Below are 15,686 nucleotides of genomic sequence, written 5' to 3'. Positions count from 1 at the left end.
TCGCGCCAGTTGCGAGCGAAGCTGGTAGACTCCGCCGCCATTATGATTCGACTTCAGAACCTGACTTTACAGCGTGGCCCGCAACGTCTGCTAGAAGACGCCGAGCTGACCCTGCACGCCGGCCACAAAGCCGGCCTCATCGGTGCCAACGGCGCCGGCAAATCGAGCCTGTTCGCCTTGATCCGGGGCGAACTGCACCCGGACTCGGGTGATTGCTTCCTGCCGGCCGACTGGCGCATCGCCCACATGCGCCAGGAGATCGAGACGCTCGAACGCCTGGCGGTCGACTACGTGCTCGATGGCGACCTGCGCCTGCGCGAGGTGCAACGTGACCTCGCCGCGGCCGAAGCCGCCCATGACGGCACCGCGCTGGCCCGCCTGCACTCGGAACTCGACAGCGCCGACGGTTACACCGCCGACGCTCGTGCCCGCAAGCTGCTGGCCGGGCTTGGGTTCACCAATGAGCAGATGGATCGCCAGGTCGGCGATTTCTCCGGTGGCTGGCGGATGCGCCTGAACCTGGCGCAGGCATTGATGTGCCCCTCGGACTTGCTGCTGCTCGACGAACCGACCAACCACTTGGACCTCGACGCCATCATCTGGCTCGAAGAATGGCTGAAAAGCTATCCCGGCACCTTGCTGCTGATTTCCCACGACCGGGATTTTCTCGACGCCGTGGTCGATCACGTGGCCCACGTCGACCAACGCAAGATCACCCTGTATCGCGGTGGTTACAGCGCTTTCGAACGTGCCCGCGCCGAACGTCTGGCCCAGCAACAGCAAGCCTACGAGAAGCAGCAGGCGCAACGTGCGCACATGGAAAGCTACATCGCCCGCTTCAAGGCCCAGGCCACCAAGGCCCGCCAGGCCCAGAGCCGGATCAAGGCGCTGGAGCGGATGGAAGAATTGTCCGCCGCCCACGTCGATTCGCCATTCGACTTCGTCTTCCGCGAGTCGACGAAGATTTCCAGCCCGCTGATCGATCTGTCCGATGCCCGTCTGGGCTACGGCGACAAAGCCGTGCTGGAGAAGGTCAAGCTGCAACTGACCCCCGGCGCGCGCATCGGTTTGCTCGGCCCCAACGGCGCCGGTAAATCGACCCTGATCAAAAACCTCGCCGGTGAGCTTTCGCCGCTGGCCGGTCGGCTGACCCGTGGCGAGAACACCGTCGTCGGTTACTTCGCCCAGCATCAGCTCGATTCCCTCGACTCGAAGGCCAGCCCGTTGCTGCACTTGCAGCGTCTGGCGCCAACCGAGCGTGAGCAGACGTTGCGCGACTTCCTCGGTGGTTTCGACTTCCGCGGCGCGCGCATCGACGAGCCAGTGCTGAACTTCTCCGGTGGCGAGAAGGCACGTCTGGCCCTGGCGTTGATCGCCTGGGAGCGGCCGAACCTGTTGCTGCTCGACGAACCGACCAACCACCTGGACCTGGAAATGCGCCTGGCGCTGACCATGGCCCTGCAGGAATTCAGCGGTGCGGTACTGGTGGTCTCCCACGATCGTCATTTGCTCAAAAGCACCACCGACAATTTCTATCTGGTGGCGGACGGCAAGGTCGAGGAGTTTGATGGCGACCTGGAAGACTACGCCCGTTGGCTGGTCGACTACCGTCAGCGCAATGCCCCGGTCAGCACCACGCCGGTCAATCCGGACAAGACTGACAAGAAGGCCCAGCGTCAGGCCGCCGCTGCGTTGCGTCAGCAACTGGCACCGCACAAGCGCGAGGCTGACAAGCTCGAAGCCGAGCTGGGCAAGCTCCACGAGAAGCTGGCGAAGATCGATACCAGCCTCGGCGACAGCGACATTTACGAGCCGGCGCGCAAGAACGACCTGCGTGATCTGCTGGCCGAGCAAGCCAAGCTGAAAGTGCGTGAAGCCGAACTGGAAGAAGCCTGGATGGAAGCCCTGGAATTGCTGGAAAGCATGCAGGCGGAGCTGGAGGCGCTGTCCTGATGGAGGCGTTCAAGCTGCCGCTGCCGGCGGTGTGGGTCGAGCCGATCTGGCTCGTCGTGCAAATCCTGCTGATTCTGTTGGCCGGTTACTTCACCCAGCGCTTTGTCGCGAAGTGCCTGACACGCCTGGGCGAGCGCTACCCGTTTCCGCCGCAGTTGCTGATGCCGCTGCGGGGCGGCCTGCGCTGGCTGATCATGGGCAGCGCGCTGATTTTCGTGCTGGAACGCCTCGGGGTGTCGGCGACGGTGCTCTGGACCGCGCTGTCCGGCTTCGTCGCGGTAGCGGCGGTGGCGTTTTTCGCCATGTGGAGCGTGCTCTCCAATCTGCTCTGCGCGATCCTGATCTTCACCGTCGGCCCGTTTCGCCTCGGCGATGTGGTCGAGTTGGTGGACACCACTGACAAGCCTGGCGTCAAAGGTCGGGTGGTGGCGATTAATCTGCTTTACACCACGTTGATCGAAGCTGAAGAGCTTGGGACCGGCAGTGCGATGGTTCAGGTGCCTAACAGCCTGTTCTTCCAGCGCTCGGTTCGACGCTGGCGCGGTACGGATGTATTCCCTTCGAGCGGGTTTGAAAAGTAAGCCCTCAAAGCTGCAAACGCTGGTCGGTCGCCGCAATATCCTGCAAAAAAAACGATGGTCATCGGCCCAAAGCCGCATTAGCTTAGACATCTGTTTACGAGTCCGAGTCGAGGTGTGCGATGGAGCTTCAAACATGGCTGGCGTTTTTTGCCGCCTGCTGGGTGATCAGCCTGTCCCCCGGCGCCGGCGCCATTGCGTCGATGTCCAGCGGTCTGCAATACGGTTTCTGGCGCGGTTACTGGAATGCCCTGGGCCTGCAATTGGGCCTGGCGGTGCAGATCGCGATTGTCGGCGCCGGTGTCGGCGCGATCCTCACGGCGTCGGCCAGCGCTTTTTATGCGATCAAATGGTTCGGCGTGGCGTACCTGGTTTATCTCGCGATCAAGCAATGGCGCGCGTTGCCCAGCGACATGAGCGATGACGCGGCGGTGCGTCAGATCGGCAAGCCGATGGCCCTGGTGTTCCGCGGTTTCCTGGTCAACATCAGCAACCCCAAGGCCCTGGTGTTCATGCTGGCGGTGTTGCCGCAGTTTATCGATCCGCATGCGCCATTACTGGTTCAATACCTGATCATCGGCGTAACCATGGTCTGCGTTGACCTGATCGTCATGGCCGGTTACACCGGGCTGGCGTCCAAAGTGCTGCGCATGTTGCGCACGCCCAAGCAGCAAAGACGCATGAACCGCACGTTTGCCGGGCTGTTCATTGGCGCTGCGGCGTTTATGGCGACGCTGCGCAAAGCGGCGGTGTAAAACCGCCAGGCACAAAAAAGGCGACCCTTGAGGTCGCCTTTTTCGTTCAAGGGATCAGCGCAAAATGACCGGCTCTCTATCCTCTGGCAGGTTATTGCTCAACGGCGCCTGCTCTTGCTGCTCATTCTCGCTGCCACCCAGTTGTTCGCTCAATTGACGAGCCACATCTTCCCCCAGGGACTTGGACACCTCACGTACCAACCGTGGGCGACTCTGTGAGATCTTCGCGTCCCGATGGTTCGTCAACTTGGTGTCCTGGCCTTCGCCCATCGCCGTGAAGGCCGAGGTGATTTCGAAGGTTTTGGTGTCGATCAGGCTGAAATCCGCCACCAGGGTCAGTGCCAGCACCGAGGAATAGCTGTTGGTGTTGGGTATCTCGTTGACATCACTGTTGAAGTCTACGTCCGACAAGGTGCCGAACAGTACATAGTCGGCGCCCTCGAAGTTGCCGGCCTTGATCCGCTCGATCACGTCATAGATATCGACTTTGGACTCGGCGGTGTGCGGCTTGCCTTGCACCAGCTGGAACATTCCGGAGCGCAGCATCTGGCCCTTGATGTCGCCGGTGAATTTACGCAGCTCGGTTTGCTCGATGTAACTGGTTTTGGATTCGAACGAGTCGTAGCTCGAAGAACCGCTGGCGCTGTACTCACCCTCGCGGTAATTGTTCTTGGACGAAACGGTGTGGATGTACTGCTCCACGCGCTCCTCGTATGCCAGGTCGGTTACTGCGACTTTCGGGGCCGCCTGCACGCTGAACGTGCAAGCCAGGGCCATCATCCCAATCCATGCGCGCATTGATTAATGCTCCGTAGTTTTTCGGATCTCTTTTTCGTCCATCCACTCGGCCAGACCGCTTTCAACGTTGATCAATTGCAGGCTGAATTTGTAGAAGACGTCCTTGTACTCGCTGCTGCGCTTGACGATCGAGCTGATCGAACCTTCAAGGCGGTATTTGGCGGCGATCATGTTGCCGATCTTGGACACGGTGGCTTTCTTGTACAGACCGCTCTGGTTTTGCAGCTGGATCTGATCAACCTGGCTCTGCATATCGGTGTTGTCGCTGGAGAAGCGTGCCGTGCCCGATTTCATCAGTTGGGTCTTGATGGTGGTGGTGATTTCACGGGTGTCGATGTATTCGCTGGTCTTGTTCTTCACGTCGTAGACCTGGACCACCGGGCGTCCACGCAGAATGCCGGACTGGGCGAGAGAGCGGGTCATGGACTCGGCGATGATCTGCAGGTCGGTGGAGCTGAACTCGTTGGTGATGGTTTCCACAGCCTTGGTGTCGCCATAGCTGGTGTTCTTGCTGCCCAGGGTCGGTGGGTGGTTGCTGGCGCAACCACTGGCCAGGAGGGCGATAGCGGCAATAATCGAAAAGCGTACAAACATGGGAATGCTCTCTGAAGCTGAACGAACAGGGTGTTAAGGCGTATTGATTTCCAGGCGGAAATCCACGGCCTTGGGGGTGGGCGCTATGGCCTGAATGAAGCGGGTCTGCTCGCCGTACATCATCTGGCTCTTCCAGGTTTCTTCTTCGGCAACCGGGAAGCCATCAGGGTCGAGCCAGGCAAAGCGGTAGTAGAAGGTCTTGTTGTCGGAGCTGGTGTTGCTCAGCTGTGTATTGACCGTAATGAAGCCGTTTTCCCGGGCGACACGCATGGCGTCGATCTCAATGTCCCTTAGCTTGCCCAAGGCCACGACCTTGCTGGCGGCTGTTGTGGCGCAACCGGCCAACAAGGCCAGGATGACGACAGCGATGAGTTTGAAGCGCATGGGAAGACTCCGTAATTAAAGTTGTTTGAAGCTGGCCACGGCTGTCGGGCTGGCGCTCGGGGTCGCGTGAACGGCCAGGCCGCTGGCGAAGACCTGGTTGCCCACGGCGCGCAGGCTGATGACTTGATAGCGCTGGTCAACGGTGATCTTGAGCACTGTCGTTCCAACCGCGACCTGGTGCTCGCCTTTCTTCAGGCGCAGGCGCACGACATGGGTGTTGTCCGGCAGGGTGCGCCACGTACGGGTATCGGCACCTTCGAACACGGTTGAAGTGAAACCGACTGCTATGCCCGCCAGCTGGCTGACTTGTTTGATCTTTTCCTGCGCCACGCCACGGGTAGCTGCACGAACAGTGGTGCGCACAATGATGCCCGGCATGTCGTCACGCAGTGCGCGGCGGGACATGGTGGTAATGCTGTTGAGTTGCGTCAGGGTGAGTTGCTGACCGTCCACGCCAATCTGGGTGAGCGGGGAGGTGGAGGTATCTGGCTTGATGACCGGGAAGGACAGCGGTGCGATCACCACGCCGGCGCTGATCGGCAGAGTCAGTGGCAAGCGGATCGAACCCCGGGCCGGCGCCAGCCCGCTTTGCACGACGATCAGGATGTCGCTGTCTTCGTCCTTGGCACTTTTCTGGTCCAGATCCTTCAATGCCTGCTCCAGCAGCGGAGTGTTCGGGCGCAGTTCGGCTGCTGTGCGGTAACCCGGTGCGGCCAGGCCTTTTTCGCCCAGGGCTTCGTAGACGAAGCCGGCCAGGTAATGGCTGAAGGCACTCTGGTAGCTGTTTTTCAGCCCAACCACTTCAGGTGCGTCGAGGCTGGCGACGGGATAGCCATGCAAGTCTTTCAACTCGGTCTTGATGCCTTCCTTATCGGCTTCCTCTTCGCTCTTGAGGTATTCCTTGTCGCGCAGGTCGGCGATCACCGCTTCACGTTCGTGGGTTTTCTTGATCGCGATACGTGCGCCGTCGAAGTCGTTGACGGCCAGCAGATTCAGGGCCATTTGCGTGGTCAGCATGACTTTTTCGTAGTCGTAGCCTTCGTAGCGGCGGACCTTGTCGTTCACCAGGAAGCTGCCGAACTGAGCGAGGTACTTGCCGGCATCGAGTTTGACCGACTCTTCCCATTGACCGACCACGACATCGGCGCTGCTCCAGGCGTTCTGGCTGCCGGACAGATCGCCCTTGGCGCGCAGCAGTTCACCCTTCTCGAAGTAGTAGAGGAGGTCCTTGTCTGCACCGAAGTTGTTCTTTTCCAGCAGGGTCAGCGCTGCATCGATATTGCCGGTAGCCAGCTGCAGGTTGGTTTGTGCGAGCTCCGAGTCGTAGTTGCGAAATACCGAACAGCCGGAGAGGAGCGTGACAGCGCTGACCGCAATCACTGCAAGGGCGCGGGAGGCCATAGGTACTTCTTCCGTGAATGGTAGTCAGCCGCGCTTGCTGGTCGGGCTTTTTGGACCTATCGGCGCAGACGGGCGTCCTGCCAATTCCTCATGAGCAGAGGAGCTTTGAGTGCCATATCGATCAATTGAAGGCTCTGCATTATAGACAGGGATGGTGGCGCAGTAATGGCTTTTTGGTTGCTGAAAAACAGGAAGTGCCATCATCTGGAAAAAGCACCAATCGAGGTCTGCGACGGCGTTTCAGACAACAAAGCTTGAGCGAAACTCATTCGAAGTGAACAATGTGTTACTTCGTATTTCCAATTGAGATTCATTCATGACTGCCCCGTCCCGTTTCTTGGCCTGGCTGGTATTGCCGCTGTTTGCCTTGTGCAGTTCCAATCTGCTGGCCGACACCGTAGAAGGTGCGCCGCAAGCGCTGCATTTGCTTGATTACATCGGCGCCGATTACCCGGAGTCGGTCGAGGCCGGCAAAGTCATCAATGAGTCTGAATACCGCGAGCAGCTGGAATTCAGCCAGGTACTGCAAGGCCTGATCGCTGCCCTGCCGGCCAAGCCGGAAAAAGCGGTGCTGGAGCAGGGTGTCGGCACACTGCGCAAATCCATCGCTGCGCGGCAGGACGGCTCGGACGTTTCCCGTCAGGCACGGCAGCTCGGTGCGAAGCTGGCGGTGGCCTATGAGGTCAGTCAGGCGCCAATCATTACACCGGATCCAGCCCGTGGTGCGTCGATGTACACCCAGCATTGCTCGGTCTGTCATGGCGATGCGGGGGCCGGTGATGGCCCTGCCGGTGTCGGCCTGACGCCGCCGCCAGCCAATCTGCGCGATGCCGCGCGGTTGGACCGCCTGAGCCTGTACGCGATCTACAACACCTTGGGGATGGGTGTCGAAGGCACTGACATGCCGGCCTTCGCCGACCAGCTGGACGATCGTCAGCGCTGGGACCTGGCGACCTACATCGCCGGTTTCAGTGCCGATCCGGCCGCAGCCGCATCTGAAAAGACCTACAACATCGCCGACCTGGCCCGTCAGACCCCAGCCGAAGTGCTGGCTGCCGAAGGCCCGCAAGCGGCAGCGACTTTCCGTGCGCAGCGTGCGCAACCGCCGCAGGTCAAGCGTGGCCCGGCGCAGTTGCTCGACTACACCGCTGCAACGCTGGACAAAAGTATCGCGGCCTATCGTGCCGGCGATCACGACCAAGCCTATGACCTGTCGGTGGCGGCGTACCTGGAAGGTTTCGAACTGGTCGAAAGCTCGCTGGACAACGTCGACGCCAACGTGCGCAAGGACACCGAAAAATCGCTGATGGCGTACCGTCAGTCTTTGCAGGACGGTTTGCCGGTGGCCCAGGCCCAAGAGCGTCTGGAGGCGGCCAAAGCCAAGTTGAAAGAGTCTGCCGGCCTGTTGGGCAGTGATGGCCTGAGTTGGTCCTTGAGTTACATCTCCGGTCTGCTGATTCTGCTGCGCGAAGGTCTGGAAGCGATTTTGGTGCTGGCGGCGATCCTTGCCTTCCTGCGCAACACCGGCCAGCAATCGGCGGTGCGCAGCGTCAACGTTGGTTGGGGCCTGGCGTTGCTGGCCGGTCTGGCGACCTGGGCACTGGCGGCGTACGTGATTGATGTCAGCGGCTCGCAGCGTGAATTGCTGGAAGGTGCGACGGCGTTGTTCGCCGCGGTCATGGTGCTCTGGCTCGGCGTGTGGATGCACGACCGTCGCCACGCGGCGGCCTGGCAGGATTACATCAAGAGCAGCCTGGTGGGCGGCGGTGGCCGTTTCGGTTTTGCGACACTGGCGTTCTTTTCGGTGTACCGCGAACTGTTCGAAGTGATTCTGTTCTACGAAACCCTGTGGTTGCAGGCGGGGCCGGCGGGGCATAACGCGGTGTTGGCGGGCGGGGCGACGGCGCTGGTGTTGTTGGTTGGCCTGGCGTGGGTGATCCTGCGGGGTTCGGCGAAACTGCCGCTGTCGCTGTTCTTCAGTATCAACGCCGGGTTGTTGTGCGCGTTGTCGGTGGTGTTTGCCGGTCATGGCGTGAAGGCGTTGCAGGAAGCCGGGATCTTCGGCACACGGCCGGTGCCGTTCTTTGACTTCGACTGGCTGGGTATTCACGCGGATGCGTATTCGTTGAGTGCGCAGGCGGTGGCGATCATTGCGATCATTGTGCTGTATGGGCGTAGCTGGATGGCGGAGAAGCGGCGGGTGCAGGTTTCCTGACAGCATTCGCTGCGCTCACATTCGCGGGCAAGCCTCGCTCCTACAGGTTATACGCGCGCACAAAAAACGTGCGAATCCTGTAGGAGCGAGGCTTGCCCGCGAAGCTTTTAACGGAGGAAAACACAATGCGTGTGTGGATCGATGCCGACGCTTGCCCCCGGGCAGCGAAGGATCTGGTGGTGAAGTTCGCCCTCAAGCGTCAGTTCGAGGTGGTGCTGGTGGCCGGGCAGCCGCAGATCAAACCGGGGCTGGCGCTGGTGAAGTTGATCGTGGTGCCGAGCGGGCCGGATGCGGCGGACGACTATCTGGTGGAACACGCGGTGCCTGGTGAGCTGGTGATCTGCAGCGATGTGCCGCTGGCCGACCGGCTGGTGAAGAAAGGCGTGGCGGCGCTGGACCCGCGAGGCAAGGAGTTCGACGCGCAGAACATGGGTGATCGGTTGGCGGTGCGCAACCTGTTCACCGACTTGCGTGAACAGGGGCAGATGAGCGGCGGGCCGGCGCCGTTTGGCGAGCGCGAGAAGCAGGCGTTTGCCAATGCGCTGGACCGGATCCTGACGCGGCTAACCCGCAAATCCTGAACCCTGCTCTGAACCCCTGTGGGAGCGAGCCTGCTCGCGATGGGGCCGGCACATTCAACATTTATGTCGACGATTAGACCGTAATCGCCGGCAAGCCGGTCTCGCTCCTACAGTTGGACGGTGTCAGGCGTCGTTTTCGTGGGTCAGTTCGAGCACGCGGTCGACCAGTTTATTGATGCCGGACGCTGCTTCGCTGATCGATTGCGCCAGCATGTACGCCGGGGTGCTCACCAGCTTGCGTGCTTTGTCTTCAACGATGTCAGTCACTGCGCAATCCTTGTGAGTGGCGCCCATCTTGTTCATCGCAGCGGCGGTATCGGCGTCATTGCCGATGGTGCAGGTCACGCCCGGTCCATAAATCTTCGCGGCCAGCGCCGGCGAGATGCAGATCAGCCCGACCGGTTTGCCCGCTTCGGCAAACGCCTCGGTCAGGGCGAGAACATCGGGTTGCACGGTGCAGCCAGCGCCTTCGATGGCGAAGTTCGACAGGTTCTTCGCCGCGCCAAAACCACCCGGCACGATCAGCGCATCGAACTCTTCGACGTCAGCTTCGCGAATATCCTTGATGTTGCCCCGGGCGATCCGCGCCGACTCCACCAGCACATTGCGCGACTCGGGCATTTCTTCGCCGGTCAGGTGGTTGATCACGTGCAACTGCGCGATGTTGGGGGCGAAGCACTGCACCTGCGCGCCGCGCTGATCCAGTCGCAGCAAGGTAATCACGCTTTCGTGGATCTCGGCGCCGTCGTAGACGCCACAGCCGGAAAGGATCACTGCAATTTTTTTGCTCATGGGCTTTTCTCCAGATTCATGGCGTTAAATGTCCACTAATTTGTCACTCGTTGCCATAGGTTCAATTCGCGGCTACACCTAGCATCTGTCCTCAAGATTCCGATCAGGGCGCGTCATGGACTTCATTCTGTATGCGGTGCCGTTCTTCTTTGTGCTGATTGCCGTCGAACTGCTGGCCGACCGTTGGCGCGGGGTCAGCAACTATCGGGTGGCCGACGCGATCAACAGCATCAGCACCGGCGTGCTGTCGACCACCACGGGCCTGTTGACCAAGGGCGTGGGGCTGGTGACCTATGCCTTTGCGCTCAAGCATCTGGCGCTGTTCGAACTCTCTGCCGACAGCGTCTGGGTCTGGGTGTTCGCCTTCGTTCTCTACGACTTCTGCTACTACTGGCTGCATCGCATGGGCCACGAACGCAACATCCTCTGGGCCGCACATTCGGTGCATCACCAGAGCGAGGACTACAACCTCTCCACGGCGTTGCGCCAGACCAGTACCGGTTTCCTGTTGAGCTGGATTTTCTACCTGCCGATGGCGGTACTCGGCGTGCCGCTGCTGGTGTTTGTCAGCGTCGCCGCGCTGAACCTGCTGTATCAATTCTGGGTGCACACCCGGCACATTCCCAAGCTCGGGTGGTTCGAGTGGTTCTTCGTCACGCCATCCAACCATCGGGCCCACCATGCACAGAACGCTCTCTACATGGATCGCAACTACGGCGGGGTGTTCATTATCTGGGACCGTCTGTTTGGCTCGTTCCAGGAAGAAGACGACAACGAACCGGTGATTTTCGGCGTGACCACGCCACTGGCGAGCTGGAATCCGTTGTGGGCGAACGTGCAGTTTTACGCGCAGCTGTGGGAGGACGCGCGACGGGCTGAAAGCACGTGGGACAAGCTGCGGATCTGGTTCATGCGCACCGGTTGGCGGCCAGCGGACGTGGCGGCGAAATACCCGATGAGCAAGCCGGACTTGAGCCAGTTCCGCAAATTCGAAGTGCCGCTGGATGGGCGTCAGCAGATTTATGTGCTGTTGCAGTTCTGCGTCTACGTCGCGCTGGGCAGTTACTTGATGAACTTCGAGCCGCATCTGCCGACCGCCGCGCTGGTGCTCGGCTGGAGCGCCGTGGCGCTGGGGTTGTTTACCTTGGGCGTGGCCCTGGAGAATCGCCCGTGGGCGTTGAAGCTGGAGCTGCTGCGGCTGGCGTCGAACGTGCCGCTGGTGTGGCTGGCGCCGCTGCTCGGGCTGTGGCCGGCCAGCGCGGTGGGCTGGGTCGGCCTGCTGAGTTACAGCCTGCTCAGCGGAATCGGTCTCTACTGTTGCAGAAACCGTTTCACTCGCTTGGCGTCTTGACCTCGGCGGCCTTGGCCTGTTCGGCTTTCAAGGCCTGCTCTTCGGCATAAACCTGCTTGGCCAAGCGCGCATTTTTCAAGCGGCGACGCAGCCACAGGCCGAAGCCCAGCACCAGCAGGGCGCCGAGCACCCACAGCTCATATTTCTTGACGCTGCCCAGCATGCCTTCGAGCACCGCGCCGAAGTGATAGGCCGCAGCCGCCAGTGCGGCCGCCCAGATCGCGGCGCCGATCCCGTTCAGCAACAAGTAACGTCCCGGCGGATAACCCGACAGGCCGATCGCCACCGGCATCACCGTGCGCAAACCGTAGACAAAACGGAAGCTCAGCACCCAGATGTCCGGGTGCCTGCGAATGTGTTCCAGTGCCCGGTCGCCCATCATCTGCCAGCGAGGCTTGCGCGCCAGCAACTTGCGGCCGTGCTTGCGTCCCAGGAAGTACCACAGCTGGTCGCCGGCATAACTGCCGAAAAACGCCACGACCACCACGATGTTGATGTCCATGTATCCACGGAACGCGAGGAAGCCTGCGAGCACCAGGATGGTTTCGCCTTCGAAGAACGTGCCGAGAAAAAGGGCAAAGTAGCCGAAGTCATGCAGAAATTGTTGGAGCATTGTCTGGGTGCTGGCGAAATGAACGCGCAGCCTAACCCTTCGTGCACATTCATGAAAGTGTCCAAATGTGTCTCGACGTGAACATTTCCTACAAGGACAATGGAATGCGACTACGTGTCGCGGGGGTGCACACAACTGTAATACCACGGTCATAATGGCCGCTTATAACTGTCACGCTCGCCCGCCAGCGCGGGCTCAGGAGTCTGCCGTGAGCTTTACCCCCGCCAATCGCTTGTTTCCAGCCACCCGCCTGCGCCGTAACCGCCGTGATGATTTCTCGCGCCGACTGGTTCGTGAAAACGTCCTGACCGTCGATGATCTGATCCTGCCGGTGTTTGTGCTGGACGGTGAAAACCGTCGCGAAGCGGTGGCCTCGATGCCCGGCGTTGAACGCCTGACCATCGACCTGTTGCTGGAAGAAGCGGCCAAGTGGGTCGAACTGGGGATTCCAGCCGTAGCGCTGTTCCCGGTCACGCCACCGGAACTCAAGTCGCTGGACGCCGCCGAAGCGTGGAACCCCGACGGCATTGCCCAGCGCGCCACTCGCGCCCTGCGTGCGCAGTTCCCTGAACTGGGGGTGATCACCGACGTCGCGCTGGACCCGTTCACCACCCACGGTCAGGACGGTATCCTCGACGAAGAAGGCTATGTGCAGAACGACATTACCGTCGACGCACTGGTCAAGCAGGCCCTGTCCCACGCCGAAGCCGGTGCTCAAGTGGTGGCCCCGTCGGACATGATGGACGGTCGCATTCAGGCGATCCGCGAAGCCCTCGAGCTGGCCGATCACGTCAACGTGCGGATCATGGCCTATTCGGCGAAGTACGCCAGCGCCTATTACGGCCCGTTCCGCGATGCGGTGGGTTCGGCGCTGAACCTGGGCAAGGCCAACAAGGCCTCCTATCAGATGGACCCGGCCAACAGCAACGAAGCCCTGCACGAAGTGGCGGCGGACTTGTCAGAAGGCGCAGACATGGTCATGGTCAAGCCAGGCATGCCATATCTGGACATCCTTTACCGGGTCAAAGAAGAATTCAAAGTGCCGACTTTTGTTTATCAGGTCAGCGGTGAATACGCCATGCACATGGCGGCGATCCAGAATGGCTGGTTGAGCGAAGGGGTTATCCTCGAATCCCTGACCGCTTTTAAACGTGCAGGCGCTGATGGCATCCTGACTTACTTTGCCGTACGTGCTGCTCAATTGTTACGAGAGCAAAAATAGCCCTCCCAGGAACATTCGATGAATACCGAAGGACTCACTGAAGTTGCAGTACAAGAGGCTCAACCCGTGGTGGAGCCGATCGCCGAAACCCCGCCGGAGCTGGAACCTGCTCCGCCTGCGGTAGTGGTCGAAACCGCGCCGGCGGCGCCAGCGATTGTCATTCCGGGCCTGGATGACAGCAGCCTGTACATCCACCGCGAACTCTCGCAACTGCAGTTCAACATCCGCGTGCTGGAGCAGGCGCTGGACGAGTCCTATCCGTTGCTGGAACGGCTGAAGTTCCTGCTGATTTTCTCCAGCAACCTGGATGAGTTCTTCGAAATTCGTGTGGCCGGTCTCAAGAAGCAGATCACCTTCGCCCGTGAACAGGCTGGCGCCGATGGTCTGCAACCGCACCAGGCCCTGGCCCGGATCAGTGAGCTGGTACACGGTTACGTTGACCGCCAGTACGCCATCCTCAACGACATTCTTTTGCCGGAACTGGAGAAGCATCAGGTCCGCTTCATCCGCCGTCGTTACTGGACCACCAAGCTCAAAACCTGGGTCCGCCGTTATTTCCGCGACGAGATCGCGCCGATCATCACCCCGATCGGCCTCGACCCGACGCACCCGTTCCCGTTGCTGGTGAACAAGAGCCTGAACTTCATCGTCGAGCTCGAAGGCATCGACGCCTTCGGTCGCGACTCCGGTCTGGCGATCATCCCGGCCCCGCGTCTGCTGCCGCGAGTGATCAAGGTGCCGGAAGAAGTCGGCGGCCCTGGCGACAACTATGTCTTCCTGTCGTCAATGATTCACGCGCACGCCGATGACTTGTTCCAGGGCATGAAGGTCAAGGGCTGCTACCAGTTCCGCCTGACCCGAAACGCCGACCTTGCCGTCGACACCGAAGACGTGGAAGACCTGGCCCGCGCCCTGCGCGGCGAGCTGTTCTCCCGTCGCTACGGTGACGCGGTGCGTCTGGAAGTGGCCGACACGTGCCCGAAACACCTGTCCGACTACCTGCTCAAGCAGTTCAACCTGCACGAGACCGAGCTGTATCAGGTCAACGGTCCGGTCAACCTGACCCGCCTGTTCAGCATCACCGGCCTCGACAGTCAGCGCGAGCTGCAATACCTGCCGTTCACGCCGCAGATCCCGAAACTGCTGCAGAACAGCGAGAACATTTTCAGCGTGATCAGCAAGCAGGACATTCTGCTGCTGCACCCGTTCGAGTCGTTTACGCCTGTGGTCGATTTGCTGCGTCAGGCGGCGAAGGATCCGCACGTATTGGCGGTCCGTCAGACGCTGTACCGTTCCGGCGCCAACTCGGAAATCGTCGATGCGCTGGTGGATGCGGCGCGTAACGGCAAGGAAGTCACCGCGGTGATCGAATTGCGCGCGCGGTTCGACGAAGAGTCCAACCTGCAACTGGCCAGCCGTCTGCAAGCGGCCGGTGCGGTGGTGATCTACGGCGTGGTCGGCTTCAAGACCCACGCCAAGATGATGCTGATCCTGCGTCGCGAAGCTGGCGAGATTGTGCGTTACGCCCACTTGGGTACCGGCAACTACCACGCGGCCAACGCCCGTCTGTACACCGACTACAGCCTGCTGACCTCCGACGACGCCCTGTGCGAAGACGTCGGCAAATTGTTCAGCCAGCTGATCGGCATGGGTAAAACCCTGCGCATGAAGAAGCTGTTGCACGCGCCGTTCACCCTGAAGAAGGGCATGCTCGACATGATTGCCCGGGAGACGCAGTTCGCCCTCGACGGCAAACCGGCGCACATTATCGCCAAGTTCAACTCGCTGACCGATCCGAAGATCATCCGCGCGCTGTACAAGGCCAGCCAGTCCGGCGTGCGCATCGATCTGGTGGTGCGCGGCATGTGCTGCCTGCGTCCGGGCATCGCCGGGGTTTCGCACAACATCCACGTGCGCTCGATCATCGGCCGCTTCCTGGAGCACACCCGGGTCTTCTACTTCCTCAATGGTGGTGAAGAGCAGATGTTCCTCTCCAGTGCCGACTGGATGGAACGCAACCTCGACAAGCGCGTCGAGACTTGCTTCCCGGTGGAGGGCAAGAAGCTGATCATGCGGGTCAAGAAAGAGCTGGAGCTTTATCTCACCGATAACACTCACAGCTGGAGCCTGCAGGCGGACGGCCGTTACGTCCGCAACACGCCGACCGGCAACCAGAACCCGCGCAGTGCGCAGGCCACGTTGCTGGAGCGGTTGGGCAGCCCGATTCTGGCGGTGCGTTAACCTTCACGCGGCATAAAAAATGGCGATCCCTGCGGATCGCCATTTTTGTTTGTACTACCACCATTCCCTGTAGGAGCCGGCTTGCCGGCGATAGCGCCCTCGAAATCGCCATCGTCGGAACGCCGCCCGCAGCAAGCTGGCTCCTACAGGTGTCGCCTGAGCGCGCAGACCCGTAGGAGCGAGGCTTGCCCGCGAAGGCGTCCTCGAA

14 protein-coding genes are annotated in these 15,686 nt (G+C 60.7%); 8 read left to right on the top strand and 6 right to left on the bottom strand.

All coding sequences use genetic code 11. The features are described from left to right. The first annotated feature begins 42 nt into the window (after positions 1-42). From K5R88_RS19760 to K5R88_RS19750, 3 genes are all read left to right on the top strand, one after another. Positions 43-1,953: an ATP-binding cassette domain-containing protein gene (locus K5R88_RS19760; RefSeq protein ID WP_192227485.1), complete on the top strand. Its 1,911-nt coding sequence runs from the start codon at positions 43-45 to the stop codon at positions 1,951-1,953. Next, positions 1,953-2,534, top strand: coding sequence for a mechanosensitive ion channel family protein (locus tag K5R88_RS19755; protein WP_192227486.1), 582 nt, complete (start codon positions 1,953-1,955; stop codon positions 2,532-2,534). Before K5R88_RS19760 ends, K5R88_RS19755 begins: the two co-directional genes overlap by 1 nt. Positions 2,535-2,653: 119 nt before the next feature. Continuing rightward, positions 2,654-3,286 carry a LysE family transporter gene (locus K5R88_RS19750; protein ID WP_008024319.1) on the top strand — a complete coding sequence of 211 codons (633 nt, stop codon included), beginning with the start codon at positions 2,654-2,656 and terminating at the stop codon, positions 3,284-3,286. Positions 3,287-3,340: 54 nt separating this feature from the next. Here K5R88_RS19750 and K5R88_RS19745 read toward each other — a convergent pair whose 3' ends face one another. From K5R88_RS19745 to K5R88_RS19730, 4 genes are read right to left on the bottom strand one after another with little or no spacing between them, the layout of a single operon-like run. Then, the gene (locus K5R88_RS19745) at positions 3,341-4,084 is read right to left on the bottom strand and encodes a penicillin-binding protein activator LpoB (RefSeq protein ID WP_226298233.1); all 744 of its coding nucleotides are present in this window, start codon (positions 4,082-4,084) and stop codon (positions 3,341-3,343) included. 3 nt (positions 4,085-4,087) lie between these two features. Then, the gene (gene lpoB, locus K5R88_RS19740) at positions 4,088-4,678 is read right to left on the bottom strand and encodes a penicillin-binding protein activator LpoB (RefSeq protein WP_226298232.1); all 591 of its coding nucleotides are present in this window, start codon (positions 4,676-4,678) and stop codon (positions 4,088-4,090) included. A 33-nt stretch (positions 4,679-4,711) separates the two neighbouring features. Next, positions 4,712-5,062 carry a YcfL family protein gene (locus K5R88_RS19735; RefSeq protein WP_226298231.1) on the bottom strand — a complete coding sequence of 117 codons (351 nt, stop codon included), beginning with the start codon at positions 5,060-5,062 and terminating at the stop codon, positions 4,712-4,714. A gap of 15 nt (positions 5,063-5,077) precedes the next feature. Then, on the bottom strand, positions 5,078-6,463 hold the full coding sequence (locus tag K5R88_RS19730; protein WP_226298230.1) for a COG3014 family protein: 1,386 nt from the start codon (positions 6,461-6,463) through the stop codon (positions 5,078-5,080). Between the two features lie 316 nt (positions 6,464-6,779). Here K5R88_RS19730 and K5R88_RS19725 point away from each other — a divergent pair, with 316 nt between their 5' ends. Beyond that, the gene (locus tag K5R88_RS19725) at positions 6,780-8,678 is read left to right on the top strand and encodes a cytochrome c/FTR1 family iron permease (protein ID WP_226298229.1); all 1,899 of its coding nucleotides are present in this window, start codon (positions 6,780-6,782) and stop codon (positions 8,676-8,678) included. A 125-nt stretch (positions 8,679-8,803) separates the two neighbouring features. Beyond that, positions 8,804-9,259, top strand: a complete 456-nt coding sequence (locus K5R88_RS19720) for a YaiI/YqxD family protein (RefSeq protein ID WP_192227491.1) — start codon at positions 8,804-8,806, stop codon at positions 9,257-9,259. Between the two features lie 123 nt (positions 9,260-9,382). Here K5R88_RS19720 and elbB read toward each other — a convergent pair whose 3' ends face one another. Beyond that, complete coding sequence (gene elbB / locus K5R88_RS19715; RefSeq protein WP_008024305.1) at positions 9,383-10,051, bottom strand: isoprenoid biosynthesis glyoxalase ElbB; 669 nt, start codon at positions 10,049-10,051, stop codon at positions 9,383-9,385. Between the two features lie 115 nt (positions 10,052-10,166). Between elbB and K5R88_RS19710 the strand changes: the two genes are divergently transcribed. After that, positions 10,167-11,402, top strand: a complete 1,236-nt coding sequence (locus K5R88_RS19710; RefSeq protein ID WP_226298228.1) for a sterol desaturase family protein — start codon at positions 10,167-10,169, stop codon at positions 11,400-11,402. On the opposite strand, the gene K5R88_RS19705 is transcribed toward K5R88_RS19710, so the two are convergent. After that, entirely contained in the window at positions 11,383-12,015 is a 633-nt protein-coding gene (locus tag K5R88_RS19705) for a DedA family protein (protein WP_008024301.1), read from the bottom strand. The genes K5R88_RS19710 and K5R88_RS19705 overlap by 20 nt on opposite strands. A gap of 208 nt (positions 12,016-12,223) precedes the next feature. Here K5R88_RS19705 and hemB point away from each other — a divergent pair, with 208 nt between their 5' ends. Further along, complete coding sequence (hemB, locus tag K5R88_RS19700) at positions 12,224-13,237, top strand: porphobilinogen synthase (RefSeq protein WP_008024300.1); 1,014 nt, start codon at positions 12,224-12,226, stop codon at positions 13,235-13,237. An 18-nt stretch (positions 13,238-13,255) separates the two neighbouring features. After that, positions 13,256-15,478: a polyphosphate kinase 1 gene (gene ppk1, locus K5R88_RS19695; RefSeq protein WP_008040675.1), complete on the top strand. Its 2,223-nt coding sequence runs from the start codon at positions 13,256-13,258 to the stop codon at positions 15,476-15,478. Positions 15,479-15,686: the final 208 nt, after the last annotated feature.

Source organism: Pseudomonas sp. MM213 (assembly GCF_020423045.1).
GTDB lineage: Bacteria > Pseudomonadota > Gammaproteobacteria > Pseudomonadales > Pseudomonadaceae > Aquipseudomonas > Aquipseudomonas migulae.
Note: the sequence above shows the minus strand (reverse complement) of the source record. Positions and strands in the feature narration are given on the sequence as shown.

Bases quoted from the DNA above. Each gene is read 5' to 3' on its own strand.
- lpoB (WP_226298232.1), bottom strand. From the start codon at position 4,678: ATGTTTGTACGCTTTTCGATTATTGCCGCTATCGCCCTCCTGGCCAGT.
- K5R88_RS19710 (WP_226298228.1), top strand. From the start codon at position 10,167: ATGGACTTCATTCTGTATGCGGTGCCGTTCTTCTTTGTGCTGATTGCC.
- K5R88_RS19735 (WP_226298231.1), bottom strand. From the start codon at position 5,062: ATGCGCTTCAAACTCATCGCTGTCGTCATCCTGGCCTTGTTGGCCGGT.
- K5R88_RS19755 (WP_192227486.1), top strand. From the start codon at position 1,953: ATGGAGGCGTTCAAGCTGCCGCTGCCGGCGGTGTGGGTCGAGCCGATC.
- ppk1 (WP_008040675.1), top strand. From the start codon at position 13,256: ATGAATACCGAAGGACTCACTGAAGTTGCAGTACAAGAGGCTCAACCC.
- K5R88_RS19745 (WP_226298233.1), bottom strand. From the start codon at position 4,084: ATGCGCGCATGGATTGGGATGATGGCCCTGGCTTGCACGTTCAGCGTG.
- K5R88_RS19750 (WP_008024319.1), top strand. From the start codon at position 2,654: ATGGAGCTTCAAACATGGCTGGCGTTTTTTGCCGCCTGCTGGGTGATC.
- K5R88_RS19705 (WP_008024301.1), bottom strand. From the start codon at position 12,015: ATGCTCCAACAATTTCTGCATGACTTCGGCTACTTTGCCCTTTTTCTC.
- elbB (WP_008024305.1), bottom strand. From the start codon at position 10,051: ATGAGCAAAAAAATTGCAGTGATCCTTTCCGGCTGTGGCGTCTACGAC.
- K5R88_RS19720 (WP_192227491.1), top strand. From the start codon at position 8,804: ATGCGTGTGTGGATCGATGCCGACGCTTGCCCCCGGGCAGCGAAGGAT.
- K5R88_RS19760 (WP_192227485.1), top strand. From the start codon at position 43: ATGATTCGACTTCAGAACCTGACTTTACAGCGTGGCCCGCAACGTCTG.
- K5R88_RS19730 (WP_226298230.1), bottom strand. From the start codon at position 6,463: ATGGCCTCCCGCGCCCTTGCAGTGATTGCGGTCAGCGCTGTCACGCTC.
- K5R88_RS19725 (WP_226298229.1), top strand. From the start codon at position 6,780: ATGACTGCCCCGTCCCGTTTCTTGGCCTGGCTGGTATTGCCGCTGTTT.